Here is a 13,229-nt window from a genome sequence, read left to right on the forward strand (position 1 = left end):
ATGATTGCGATTAACAACCTTACGTTCGAGATTGGTGCAAGGGCCCTTTACGATGAAGCCAACTGGCATATAAAACCCGGAGAAAAAATTGGCCTGATTGGCGCCAATGGAACCGGTAAAACCACGCTACTGAAAATTATTGTAGGCGATTATAAACCTACATCGGGCACTATATCAAAAGCTAAGGATCTGGCTATGGGTTACCTCAACCAGGATCTGCTCTCGTACGCCTCCGATAAAAGTATATTGCACGTGGCCATGGAAGCTTTTGAGCGCCAAAATCAGCTGCATACCGAAATAGAAAGCCTGCTGCAAAAGCTGGAAACTGATTACAGCGAAGATTTGCTGCATAAGCTGAGCGACAGGCAAAGCGAATTTGAGGCCCTTGATGGCTACAATATAGAATACAAAGCCCACGAAATTTTAGCCGGTTTAGGTTTTAGCGAAGAGGATACCCACCGCAAGTTAAGCACCTTTTCGGGAGGCTGGCGCATGCGCGTAATGCTGGCCAAAATATTATTGCAAGCCCCGGATATTTTATTGCTGGATGAGCCTACCAACCACCTCGACTTACCATCTATCCAATGGCTGGAAGATTATTTAAAGGCCTTTGATGGCGCGGTAGTTATCGTATCGCACGATAGATGGTTTTTAGATAAGGTAATTAACCGCACCGTTGAATCGCGCAAAGGCAAACTGACGGTGTATGCGGGCAATTATTCTTTCTACCTCGAAGAAAAACAACTGCGTGGCGAGATACAAAAAGGTGAGTTTAAAAACCAACAAGCCAAAATTAAGCAAGAAGAAAAGCTGATTGAGCGTTTCCGTGCCAAGGCTTCCAAAGCTAAAATGGCGCAGTCGCGTATCAAGATGCTGGATAAGATGGAGCGTATTGAGGATGTGGATGATGATAACCCATCGGTAAACTTCAGCTTCCGTTTCTCTAAACAATCGGGCAGGCACGTGGTGGTGATGGAGCATGTCAACAAGAGTTATCCAACCATCGAAATTTTGAACGATGCCGAAGCCGTGATTGAAAAAGGCGACAAAATTGCCTTAATAGGTGCCAACGGTCGTGGTAAATCAACCGTGCTGCGGATGGTAGCCGGTGCCGATAACCAGTTTGAAGGTAAGGTAGAAACAGGTTACAACGTAACCCAAACCTTTTTTGCCCAGCACCAACTGGAATCATTACACCTGGAGAGCGAGATCTTGCAAGAACTGCAATCCTTTGCGCCAAGGCATACCGATACCGAGCTGCGCTCTATTTTAGGATCGTTCCTGTTTACCGGTGATGATGTGTTTAAAAAGATCAAGGTGTTATCCGGAGGCGAAAAATCGCGCGTGGCCTTGGCTAAAGCCTTAACCGCCGATGCCAACTTCCTTATCCTGGATGAGCCCACCAACCACTTGGATATCCAATCGGTAAATATATTGATCCAGGCGCTGCAGCAATACGAGGGTACCTTTATCGTCGTTTCGCACGATAGGTATTTCCTGGATAACGTAGCCAACAAGATATGGTTTATCGAAGATCATAAAATCAAGGTGTATCCGGGTAACTATGCCGAGTACGATGTTTGGCAGGCTAAACGTAAGTTGGAGCCTAAAGCAGCCGTACCGGCCCCTCAGCCTAAAAAGGAAGAGAAAAAGCCCGAACCCGTTAAACAACAGCAACACGGCGACGATAAATCCAAACAGTTAAAAAAGCTGAACCAGGATTTGTCTAAAATGGAAGAGAAAATTGCGGAGCTTGAAGCCGCCGTAAAGCAGCTGGAAAATAAACTGGCCGAAGATGGTGTTTACAATAACCCGGCAAAATCGAAAGAAGTAAACGCCTCGTACCAGCAAAAAAAGAACGAGCTAAACCTGATCCAGCAAAATTGGGAAGCCTTAGCCGGGCAGATATTGGAACTGGAAGCGTAGGGGTAGAAAAGGTAATTGAGCTGATTGCCGGTAGTATAAACCAACGTCGTTGCGGGTAACCGATCCGGCCAGTAGGAAAGAAGTAGAAATGACGTTTGAAAAGCATCTTAAACTATGTCATTGCGAGGTACGAAGCAATCGCACGGAGGCATGTTCGCCGTGCGATTGCTTCGTGCCTCGAAATGATGCTTTTATGCTGGCTGTCAATAAGATAAGAAGTCGTCATTGCGAGGAGGAACGACGAAGCAATCTCTAAACCGTACAGGGCGAACCTACAGAGCGGCTCTGGCAATTTGGAGAGCGCTTTCTGGTCCGGTGAGAAGTCGTCGGTGGGGACACCGACGAAGGGATAGCGGAAACCGACTACGTGATGTATATTGACTGTCAGTAACTTATACGGCTCTTGTGACGAAAAACAAAGCAATGGCAAACTAACCCAATATGATCAAACTCCGGCTACCTTTAATCCTGCTATTCATCACCGCGAAGCTTTTCGGGCAGCAAGCCATTAACGATAACCGCACCTACCAGGCAAACATCAAATCAGTCGAGTTTTATAATACCGCCAAAGAACAATCGTTCCCGGCTATCAACCTCAAATCAACAGATGCCCTGCTGCTCGCCTTTGACGATCTGCACGGCGGCACCCAATACTATAATTACACCATCCAGCATTGCGATGCCGACTGGAACCCCTCGCAACTATCCCCGGCAGAATACCTGCAAAGCTTTACCGAAGATCGCATAACAGACTACCGCTATTCCACCAATACCCGTCAAAAATACACCCACTACGAGCTCACGTTACCTAATCAAAACATTTCGCCAAAGCTCTCCGGAAATTATCTGCTTAAGGTTTATTTAAATGGCGACGTAAACCAAATCGTACTAACACGGCGCTTTTACGTGGTGGAATCAAAAGTAAGTATCGGTGCAACCATCGTTCCGTCAAACAATAACGCGCTGCGCCAAAGCAACCAAAAAATTAACTTCCAGGTTAACTACGGCGGGTTGCTGGTGCAAAATCCCAATACAGATATCCGGGCGCTGGTATTACAGAACGGGCGTACCGATAAATCAAAATTGAACACTGCGCCATCCAATCTGCGCGGCAGCTTATTGATTTACAATGATGTAAATACCAACGATTTTGAGGGCGGTAACGAGTTCAGGCATTTTGATTTACGGTCGTTAAAACTAAACTCCGAACGGATAGGCCGCATTTACCGCGACACCGCAAACACCGTCATCTTATTGGGCGACCCTAACCGCAATCAGCCTGCGTATTCTTTCCAGTACGATAACGACGGTAAATTTTATATCCTGAACCAGGATGGCAGCAACCCCCGTATTGATGCCGACTACGCACACATCTATTTTAGCCTGGCCGGTAATAAAAGCGATAACGACGGGGCCGCCTATATTGTGGGCCAGTTTAATAACTATCAATTAGACCAGCAAAGCCGGATGTTGTTTGACAGTGCTAAAGGCCGGTTTTATACCGACTTGTTTTTAAAGCAAGGCGTATACGATTATGAGTACATCTGGGTTGATAAAAACAGCAAAGCCCCCGACGAAATAGCCTTTGAAGGCTCTTACTACGAAACCGAAAACGATTACCAGATTTTAGTATACTTCTGCCGACCTGGCACCCGCTACCAGGAACTGGTGGGCTATACCCAGCTCAATACCACCAAAAGGTAAAGGCTTAACGTAAGGTGTACTATTGCAATACGTTTCCAGTTCAATCAGGGCGTTGCCTTCGGCCCGCGCTTTCCACTCATACTGCACAGAGGCCTTAGCCACAGGCCGGTACCCGTTGCAATCGCTAACGCTGGTATAATCACCAATTATTTGCTTACAGCATGTAATTAAAACAGCATTTGCAACTGCGTATCCGGCTCAAAATTTATCACCTGTACTTTTTACACCGCTTTGCCGCTTGTTATCCTTTACCCCGAAAGCCAATTAACAATAGCGTAGGCATAATCCGTTTATTAATTGCTGCTCAATAAAAAAGTGGGCTCTATCTTTATCTGATCCACTAAAACAGGCAAAAAACTTAAGCCAATTATTTAAAACGTCGTTTCAGCGCTTTTTTAAGGCGCTTTTTACCAAAAAATCGAAACATTTGGTCAATTTTTAAAAATCCTCGGGTGGCTTTTTTAATACGTTTGTGCCTATATAAACCAAATATAAACCCGGCAATGCAGCGCTATACATAGTTTGCATTGTAAATTAATAAACCCATGAGCAAACTTACAATTTGTTTGTATTGCCATTTGCGACGCTATCGTGCTTCTATCGCTGTAAACAGCAAACCTTACACGTTTTATTTAAATAATAACGGGCATGCGGCTAAGCGCGTGTCTTTAGCAACTGCGCCACCCTGTGGCCAGGCTAAATTGTAAACCATTTTTATTCAACTACTTAAAAACAGCAATATGATTAAATTTAACTTACTATTTGTTTTACTGCTCACTTGTTTTGCGGGTATCAGCAGGGCCCAGGGCATCGTGGTATCCGGCAAGGTGACCGAGAAGGGAAGCAACGAGCCTATACCAGGCGTAACCGTTATGGTTAAAGGCGGCACCCAGGGTGCCCAAACCGCTGTTGATGGTACTTACCGGTTAACTATTACCGGCAAAGGGCCTTTAATATTGATATTCCGGTCCATTAGCTATAAAAGCGTTGAGCAGGCAATTACCGGGAGCCAAACCTTAAACATACAGTTAGAGATGGCTACCAATACCCTTAACGAGGTAGTGGCCATTGGTTATGCCTCAATAAAACGGAAGGAGCTCACCGGTTCATCGGCATCCGTTAGTGGCGACGATTTAAAACTGGCCCCGGTAACTACCGCTGCTCAAGCTTTAACCGGCAAAGCAGCGGGCGTAAGCGTAATTACACAAAGCGGCGCGCCCGGGGCCGATATCAATATCGTTATCCGTGGTGGTACCACCATTACCCAGGGATCGTCGCCTTTATATATTGTAGATGGTTTCCAGATGGACAATGCCTTACGCGAGGTTGATATTAATGATATTGCCTCTATCGATGTGTTGAAGGACGCTTCGTCTACGGCCATTTACGGGTCGCGTGGCTCAAACGGCGTAGTGCTCATCACTACCAAATCTGCAAAGGCGGGCAAAACCGAGGTATCATACAACGGCTACTACGGCACTGAAAAACTGGGCAAAAAGCTACAGCTTTTAAACGTGCTCGATTACGTGAAATACCAGTACGAATTTCAAAACCTGGCCGGTAAAGATGCCAACTGGGCAGCTTATTTTGGCGGCGACATTAACGCGCCCGATTATTATACAGGTGCCTACAGCCGTATCAATGCCGATTACGCATCCAGGGAGGGGATTGACTGGCAGGACGTGGTTTTTGGCGGCCGTGCTACCAGCCAGAACCATAACATCAACATCAACAGTGGTAACGACAGAACCAGGTTTATGCTCAGCTATAATAATACCGGCGAAAACGGCATTTTAGCTAAACATAGTTATCTTAAAAACGGTATCAGGCTCAAACTCAATCACGAGATATGGAAGGGCCTGCGCGCAGATTTTAATACCAACTTCCAGGATACCCGTACTGAGGGAGGCGGCTCATTAGGTGGCGCACTTAAAATGACTATCCTGCAACCGGTAACCGGTGGTAAAATGTATACCAACCAGCAACTGATAGGTACAGATATCAGCGATAGCATGCTGGCTTATGATTCGCAGTATGATGTGTATAACCCCATTATTACGAATGATGCCGTAACCAATACCAGCCTTAACCGACAATTTTCTGGTAACGGCGGCCTGGAACTGGATATAACCAAGGATATTAAGCTGCGCACATCGGGCAGTTACCTTTGGCGGCAAATACGTGCTGATTATTGGGATGATGGCCGCACAAAAACTGCCCAGAACAATGGCGGCCCATACGGCTCGCGCAATAATAGCGAAAAGTATACCTGGCAGATTACCAATACTTTAAACTGGAGCCATAATTTTGGCAAACACAACGTAGGTTTCCTTTTGGGGCAAGAGGTAAACTACAGCCAGTCCGAAAACCTGAATAACAGCTATTACCAGTTCCCGGTCAGTAACTTTGGCTTAAACGACGTGAGCCAGGCTACCAATATTAAAAATACATATAGTTCGGGGCTTAGCCGTTATAGCCTGTCGTCGTTTTTTGGACGGGGCTCATATAACTACCAGGGGCGCTACATAGCCAATTTTACGCTACGCGCGGATGGCTCGTCTAAATTTGCTCCTGGTAATCAATGGGGTTATTTCCCGTCGGTATCGGCTGCATGGCGTATCTCTGAAGAGAAATTTATGCAGGCCCAAAATGTAATTAATAATTTAAAGCTCCGCGTGGGCTACGGTACATCCGGCAATAATGATATTGACGATTATGTATATGTTACCAGTTACGGCTCGGGCAGCTACGCCGTTAATAATGCAAACTTCCAAACGCTGGTACCTGGCAGCGTGGTGGGTAACCCCAGGGTTAAATGGGAAAAAACCGTTTCTACCGATATCGGCCTGGATATTGATATTTTTAAGAGCCGCATCAGCTTCTCGGCAGATTATTATAATAATGAGTCAAACAACCTTTTAATTCAGAATCAGATTCCTTCGTCTTCGGGTTATACCACTCAGTTTCAAAATATTGGCGCCATCCGTAACCGTGGCGTAGAGTTTGTTTTAAGCAGTAATAATATTGCCACCAAACAATTCAGGTGGAAAACCAGCTTCAATATTTCTTTCAACCGGTCAAAGGTACTTGCTATTTACGGGCAGAGCGATAACGATTATTTTATCAGTAATTACGGTAGCCGTATTGATTACATGATTAAAGTTGGCGCGCCGCTTGGCCAGTTTTATGGCTATAAATACGCGGGCGTTTATACTACCGACGATTTTAATCAGAATGCCGATGGCACCTACACACTAAAAAATGGGGTACCACGCGCCAAGGCCGCAGCCCCGGCAAATGTTAAACCCGGCGACGTGAAATATGTAACCACCGCTGGCGATAAAGATGCCAATGGCAACCCAACATGGTCGGCAAACGATCGTACCGTAATTGGCAACGCACAGCCCAAGTACCAGGGTGGTATTACCAATACCTTTAATTATAAGGGATTAGACTTAACCGTGTTTATGAATTTTTCGGTAGGTAACCAGATATTCAACATGAACTCGCAACGTTTTATAGGCCCTTACCTGCCCAACCAAAATACGCTTGCCGTAATGAACACCCGCTTTACGCTCATTGATCCGCTTACAGGCAAGCAAACCACCAATTTGAGCCGCCTGGCGGCGCTTAACCCACAACAGCACGATCCGAATGCCATGTGGAGCCTGCATGCCGATAATAAAATTGCTATTACCGACGCGCTTGACTATTACCTTGAAGACGGTTCTTTTTTGCGGCTCAGCACCATTACCCTGGGTTACGCCCTGCCTAAAAACCTGATTAGCAAGGTTAAGATGAGCAACCTGCGGGTGTATTGCACGCTTAACAACATTTATACTTTCACCAAATACAAGGGTTATGATCCCGAAGTATCGGCAACGTCGAGCATATTGAATATGGGCGTTGATAACTCGGCTTATCCCCGCTCAAAGAGCGTGGTATTTGGCCTTAATGTTACATTTTAAAGCATCATCAACATGAAAAAAATATTTTATATCGCCTTAGCTGTAGTTGCCCTGGTATCAAGCAGCTCTTGTAAAAAGTTTTTAGACCTGCCGTCGCAATCGAAGTTTAACAGCGAAACCATCTTTGAAACTGTAAACAGGGCCGAGATGGTGGTAGTGGGCTGCTACTCACAAACCTTTAACCGGGAGTTTTATTATCAGTTGGGCATGGGTACCGACGAGTGTTTTTCTACCGAATCTGAAACTAACAGTAAAAACCAGGTAGCCAATTATGTGTATACGCCGGCCAATATTCCAACATCAACCTATACGGCCATGTATGCCGGTATTGAATATGCCAACGTGGCCATTAAGGGCATCAAGGGTATGAAAGCCAATTCGGCTACGGAGCAAACTAAATTGGATATGCTGCTGGGCGAGGCTTATGCCATCCGGGCCATGAATTATTTAAATATTGTGCGTTTTTTTGGCGATGTGCCCTATAGCACAGAACCCGTGGCCGAAACCGGTATCTTTACCTCATCGCGCGTAAGCCGAGATATTATTTACGACGGTTGTATCAGCGATTTGCAAACTGCCATTGGCCTGCTGCCATGGAAAAGTGCCGGCCTGGTGCCTACGCCCGAGCGCTTTACCAAAAACTCAGCTTATGGTATACTGGCCCGCGTGGCCTTATACGCGGCCGGGTATTCGTTACGCTGGGACCTCACATCTTACTCCGCCGGATCGGTAAAAATTGCCCAACGCCCTGATGCCAACCGCATTAAGGAGCTTTACAAAATTGCGGCGGATGCCTGCAAGGCTGTGATTGACCGGGGCGAAAACAGCTTGCTGCCCAGTTACGAAAATGTTTTCCGCACGCTGATCAAAACGCAGTACAACAACGAGTCTATGTTGGAGTTTGGCCAGTATGGCAATGATAATAACAGTTCGGCAGTGGGTTATACCAATGGCATTTATGCCCATACCAGTTGTATGTATGGCAAGAGCCAGCCAGCCATGGGGGTAACACCAACCTACTGGTATGATTTTGCCGCTGGCGATACCCGGCGCGATGTAACTATTTGCAATTACTCGATTAATGCCGATAACGGCCACGAAATGAATTCGTATACCAGCAATACCATAGGCAAGTTCAGGGTTAACTGGGCCAGCAAAAACGGTACCGCCATTAATAAACGCGACATTAACTGGCCCATACTGCGCTACTCGGATGTATTGCTGATGTATGCCGAAGCGCTTAACGAGTACAACAACAACCCTACCGCCGAAGCAAAAACTGCCTTTGAGCAGGTACGCACCAGGGCCTTTGGTGGCGATGCTACCAAAATTGGCACCACACCAACCGACTACCTGGGCTTTAGAAATGCTATTATTAACGAGCGCAAGTTTGAGTTTGGCTTTGAAGCATTAAGGCGCACCGACCTGGCCCGCTGGGGTATTTTATACGAAACACTCAGCAAAACCAAACAGAACCTGATTGATATGGCTAACAAAACCGGTGCCTATGCCAATATTGATCTGTACAGGGTATATAAACGTGCCGTTGCCACCACCTTTGAGGATCCGATGGTAGCAATACCGTATACTGGCTATAAAACCCTCAGCCCTACCGATTCCACCACATTAGCCAGGGCTGGCAACGTAGTACTTAGGATGCACGGTGCATCAATATTGAACGCGCAAGGTTTACTAACAGCCACCGCTCCGCTGGTTATTAATTTATTCCGCGGTTTAGAGCGCGAAAAGGTGGAGATTTTGCCACTGGCTACCTCTATTATCGATGTTAATCCCGGCCTGAAGGGCCAACAACAACCTAAATATTAATTAAAAAAGGGCAGCCTGGGCTTTGCCTCCGACTGCCCTTTTTTAATTTTTACAGGCAATAGATACTGCCAGTTTTTTGTGATGCTTTCATCAACTTAATCACAGGGCATGAGGCATTATCCGGCAGGACCTTTGCCACCGATGACCCCGGACAAGTTACCCGGTAGGGGACTGATCTGGAAAGGATCATGCCTAATCTCGTAAACTATCTTTTTAAGGTCAACTGCTATAAAGTTGCCGTCCTGAAGTTGTTGAATGTGAAAATAAATATGACCATTTAATTTTACCTCGTAAACATCAACTGGGTTAATTAATTGCTTTTCGTAATCCGTTAATTGGGCTTCAATCTTTTTATAGTCCCCATTTCCGATATACTGTTTGCTATAGTCGTTTGTTATAATATCGTCAACACTCAAATCGTGTTTTTCAACGTCGTCAATCGAATAGCCGTTAATTACGCCATGCGAAAAATAAAGGGTAAAATTTTGGTAAGTTTTTGACCGCTGATCAAAAACTTTTAACCTTGTGAGCTTAAAATTCCTTCCTTTAGCATCGTAAAACTGTTGGTAAACCTCGTTGTGGTAAGTAAATGCCACATAACCCAATATATCGCCCATCCCTATTAAAACCCCTCTAAACAAATTGCTGTTTATTTGCAGCTTAAACTGGGCATAGGTATTTGGCAAGCTGCTCAACGTGTTGTTTAACAGCGTAATTTCCCATTGTTTTATTTTGGTTCGTTTAAATAATCCTAACATGCTCCCCAATATAACTATCTTCGGATTGATTGTTGGGGGTTAATTAAACTTGAACAGCGTATTATTGATATTTGCATGTAATTTGCTGTATAAAAAGCCCAGAATCCCTACAGTTCCGGTTATACGCGATGATATGTCCCGAGAAATAATTACCTATAATTAGCCCTTTTCACCAGCTTTTTGATGTCTTTGATTATAATCTTACGGCCTTCCGTCTCTAAAATATCCTCGGCTTTAAATTCCTTCAATAACCTGATCACGTTTTCCTGTGCTATGCCAGCTATGTTAGCAAGGTCGGTGCGGGATATGTTGAGGACAATCTCTTCATTGGCAGGGCTGCCATCCTTGTACTTTTCCCGTAATACAATAAGTGCTATGGCCAGTCGCTCCGAGGCGCTGCGTTGTGCAAATACTGAAATTGTGTTAGCTAATACGGTGAACTCGTGGCTCAAGGCTTTTAAAAGCCGTTGACTAAACATTGGTGAACGGCGGATGACTTCAAAAAAATCCTCCTTAGGGATGAAGCTTAACAAACTCGCTTCCAGGGCTGACGCCGAGTCGGGATAACGCTCTTCTGCCAATACCGCGTGGTAGCCAATTAGTTCGCCCTGGTTGGCTACGTAAATAATCTGCTCTTTGCCAAGCTGGTCAACTTTGTATTTCTTGATCTTTCCACTCCGTACCAAAAAAATACCTGCTGGAACGGAGCCTTCCCGGAAGATCACGTCACCTTTTTGATATCTTTGTTCGCTTTGGTTTGCTATCATGGCTTGGTAGTCCTCATCCGACAGTATATTCAAAATAGACTGCGTTGTAAAATTCCAGCGGTCGATAGGAAAGATTCCCGATAAACTCATAGTGCAAAGATACGATAAACTAAAAACTGATAAATATTGTATTTTGGATTGATTTTTTTCCAGTAAGTGTACTAAAATAAGTCAGTAAATTTGCTTTCAATGGATGTTTACCCTTTTTCTCACTTTCCACCAGTTTATAATGATCCGGCGAAGGCGGGAATGGTGGTTCCTTTGATCAGGGAGCACATCAACCATGCCTTGTTTAGAACTGATTCTGATTTCGACTGGCTTTATCCTGAATATCTTCAACTGATGTCTCAAAAACATTGGACTCCTTTGCCTATCGCCAAAAAAGCCGCTGAATTTTTAGCTGAGCCCGGTTCAAGGGTGCTGGATATTGGCAGTGGGATAGGGAAATTTTGCCTTACCGGTGCTTATTTCAATCCTGAAGCTGATTTTTTTGGAGTTGAACAGCGGCATGAACTTTATTATCATGCAAATATAGCCAGAAATTATACGCAGCTAAACAATGTTGGATTCATCCATGCCAATATCACTCAGATCAATTTTAACGAGTTTGACCACTTTTATTTTTTTAATGCTTTCTACGAAAATGTGGATCAAAAGAATGCCATTGATGATACGATTGAGACCTCATACAGCCTGTACGTTTATTACACAGCCTATCTTTTAGCGGTGTTAAAGGGGGTAAAGAAGGGTACGCGCCTGGTAACCTACCAATGCCTGGATGAAGTTTGCGACATTAACTTCAGGCTGGTATGGTCGTCCGACAGTACTTTGCTGCGCATGTGGATCAAAGAATAGTGATTCGCCCACCCATCCTTATAATTATGAATAGCGATAATACAAATTAATGGAAACGGATAGCTCAAATTTCTCCCGGTTTAAAAAAGACGCATCTTTCGACTACCTATATCCCCAACATATTAAGGAATTATCCCCAATGCACTGGACGCCGGTTGATGTTGCAAAAAAAGCCGCTTACTTTTTAGCGGTACCCCATGCACGGGTTTTGGATATTGGCAGTGGCGTAGGCAAGTTTTGTATTACCGCCGGCGCACATTTCCCGAAAACGCAATTTATTGGCGTTGAACAGCGTAAAGCCTTATGTAAATATGCCGAAATGGCCAAAAACGAAATGAAGCTGGATAATGTATCTTTCATTTATGGTAACCTGACTGATTTGGATTATAATGATTACGACCATTTTTATTTTTATAACGCCTTTTACGAAAATATTGAGCCTGGCAGCAGGATAGATTATGCAGTAAGAACTTCTTTTGAGCTTTACGAACGATACAGCCGCTTTGTTTATGCCATGCTCGATGCTAAAAAGCCGGGAACACGGCTGGTTACCTACCATGCCAGGGAAACACAGGTGCCCGCCAGTTATGCCCTGGTTGATAATAGCTATAGTAAAGTGCTTAAAATGTGGATTAAGAAATAATGTTTTAAGGCAACCGGACTCGCACAGGCTGCAAAAATGATCAATACAAAAAAGCCGCTTTTTATCTTTCCCTGCCAGCGCGGAAAAGGCTTGCTTGTTACTTCTTGCTTCCAGTTTGTTTTTTGGAGTTATCTTTACCAAATACCAAAAACGTATTTTGTCTCCCTGACATCTTTTATCTTAGCATCAACATCTTGCGCAAAAAATTATCTTTGCGGAATGAAGATAAAGACGCCCCAGGACTCACACACCATTATGAACGAATTGGTATTACCCAATGATACCAATACCTTGAATAATTTGATGGGAGGGCGTTTGCTGCACTGGATGGATATTGCCGCTGCTATTGCCGCGCAAAAACATTGTAACCGGATTGTGGTAACCGCTTCGGTTGATACGGTATCTTTTAAACACCCGGTTAAGCTGGGCGATGTAATCAGCATTGAATCAAAGGTAACCCGTGCCTTTAATACCTCGGTTGAAGTGAGGCTTGATGTATGGGCGCAGAATATCCCTTCGGGCACGCGGATTAAAAGTAACGAAGCTTATTATACCTTTGTGGCTCTTGACGAGGATAGCCATATCGTATCCGTGCCAGAACTTACTCCCCAAACCGAGGAAGACCACATGTTTTATGCGGGTGCTCTTCGCCGCAGGCAGTTACGTTTGGTTTTAGCGGGCAGGATGGATCCGCATGATGCTACCGAATTGAAGGCCTTGTTTTTTCCGGAACCTATCTAAGTACAGTCCATTTAGAACCATGCCGCCTGGGAATTTTATT

General features: G+C 44.8%; 9 protein-coding genes. 7 read left to right on the plus strand and 2 right to left on the minus strand.

Annotated features, from left to right (window positions below):
- The 4 genes from abc-f to MUCPA_RS24165 all read left to right on the plus strand — a co-directional run bounded on the left by abc-f (position 1) and on the right by MUCPA_RS24165 (position 9,425).
- Complete coding sequence (abc-f, locus tag MUCPA_RS24150; protein ID WP_008509957.1) at positions 1 to 1,926, plus strand: ribosomal protection-like ABC-F family protein; 1,926 nt, start codon at positions 1 to 3, stop codon at positions 1,924 to 1,926.
- A gap of 441 nt (positions 1,927 to 2,367) precedes the next feature.
- Complete coding sequence (locus MUCPA_RS24155; RefSeq protein ID WP_008509958.1) at positions 2,368 to 3,630, plus strand: type IX secretion system plug protein; 1,263 nt, start codon at positions 2,368 to 2,370, stop codon at positions 3,628 to 3,630.
- A gap of 740 nt (positions 3,631 to 4,370) precedes the next feature.
- Positions 4,371 to 7,598 carry a SusC/RagA family TonB-linked outer membrane protein gene (locus MUCPA_RS24160; protein ID WP_008509959.1) on the plus strand — a complete coding sequence of 1,076 codons (3,228 nt, stop codon included), beginning with the start codon at positions 4,371 to 4,373 and terminating at the stop codon, positions 7,596 to 7,598.
- Positions 7,599 to 7,610: 12 nt separating this feature from the next.
- The gene (locus MUCPA_RS24165; protein WP_008509960.1) at positions 7,611 to 9,425 is read left to right on the plus strand and encodes a RagB/SusD family nutrient uptake outer membrane protein; all 1,815 of its coding nucleotides are present in this window, start codon (positions 7,611 to 7,613) and stop codon (positions 9,423 to 9,425) included.
- Between the two features lie 116 nt (positions 9,426 to 9,541).
- Here MUCPA_RS24165 and MUCPA_RS24170 read toward each other — a convergent pair whose 3' ends face one another.
- Both MUCPA_RS24170 and MUCPA_RS24175 read right to left on the minus strand, forming a co-directional pair.
- Positions 9,542 to 10,183: a hypothetical protein gene (locus MUCPA_RS24170; protein WP_008509961.1), complete on the minus strand. Its 642-nt coding sequence runs from the start codon at positions 10,181 to 10,183 to the stop codon at positions 9,542 to 9,544.
- Positions 10,184 to 10,332: 149 nt separating this feature from the next.
- Complete coding sequence (locus MUCPA_RS24175; protein ID WP_008509963.1) at positions 10,333 to 11,040, minus strand: Crp/Fnr family transcriptional regulator; 708 nt, start codon at positions 11,038 to 11,040, stop codon at positions 10,333 to 10,335.
- A gap of 99 nt (positions 11,041 to 11,139) precedes the next feature.
- On the opposite strand from MUCPA_RS24175, the gene MUCPA_RS24180 reads away from it, so the two are divergent.
- The 3 genes from MUCPA_RS24180 to MUCPA_RS24190 all read left to right on the plus strand — a co-directional run bounded on the left by MUCPA_RS24180 (position 11,140) and on the right by MUCPA_RS24190 (position 13,189).
- Complete coding sequence (locus MUCPA_RS24180) at positions 11,140 to 11,805, plus strand: methyltransferase domain-containing protein (RefSeq protein ID WP_008509965.1); 666 nt, start codon at positions 11,140 to 11,142, stop codon at positions 11,803 to 11,805.
- A 49-nt stretch (positions 11,806 to 11,854) separates the two neighbouring features.
- A complete protein-coding gene (locus tag MUCPA_RS24185) occupies positions 11,855 to 12,448 on the plus strand; it encodes a methyltransferase domain-containing protein (protein ID WP_008509967.1) in 594 nt (197 codons plus the stop codon).
- 219 nt (positions 12,449 to 12,667) lie between these two features.
- On the plus strand, positions 12,668 to 13,189 hold the full coding sequence (locus MUCPA_RS24190; RefSeq protein ID WP_008509969.1) for an acyl-CoA thioesterase: 522 nt from the start codon (positions 12,668 to 12,670) through the stop codon (positions 13,187 to 13,189).
- The last annotated feature ends 40 nt before the right edge of the window (positions 13,190 to 13,229 follow it).

It is taken from the genome of Mucilaginibacter paludis DSM 18603, from assembly GCF_000166195.2.
Taxonomy (GTDB): domain Bacteria; phylum Bacteroidota; class Bacteroidia; order Sphingobacteriales; family Sphingobacteriaceae; genus Mucilaginibacter; species Mucilaginibacter paludis.

Coding starts and splice junctions, on each gene's coding strand:
- MUCPA_RS24165 (WP_008509960.1), top strand. CDS start 7,611: ATGAAAAAAATATTTTATATCGCCTTAGCTGTAGTTGCCCTGGTATCA.
- MUCPA_RS24170 (WP_008509961.1), bottom strand. CDS start 10,183: ATGTTAGGATTATTTAAACGAACCAAAATAAAACAATGGGAAATTACG.
- MUCPA_RS24175 (WP_008509963.1), bottom strand. CDS start 11,040: ATGAGTTTATCGGGAATCTTTCCTATCGACCGCTGGAATTTTACAACG.
- MUCPA_RS24185 (WP_008509967.1), top strand. CDS start 11,855: ATGGAAACGGATAGCTCAAATTTCTCCCGGTTTAAAAAAGACGCATCT.
- MUCPA_RS24190 (WP_008509969.1), top strand. CDS start 12,668: ATGAAGATAAAGACGCCCCAGGACTCACACACCATTATGAACGAATTG.
- MUCPA_RS24160 (WP_008509959.1), top strand. CDS start 4,371: ATGATTAAATTTAACTTACTATTTGTTTTACTGCTCACTTGTTTTGCG.
- abc-f (WP_008509957.1), top strand. CDS start 1: ATGATTGCGATTAACAACCTTACGTTCGAGATTGGTGCAAGGGCCCTT.
- MUCPA_RS24155 (WP_008509958.1), top strand. CDS start 2,368: ATGATCAAACTCCGGCTACCTTTAATCCTGCTATTCATCACCGCGAAG.
- MUCPA_RS24180 (WP_008509965.1), top strand. CDS start 11,140: ATGGATGTTTACCCTTTTTCTCACTTTCCACCAGTTTATAATGATCCG.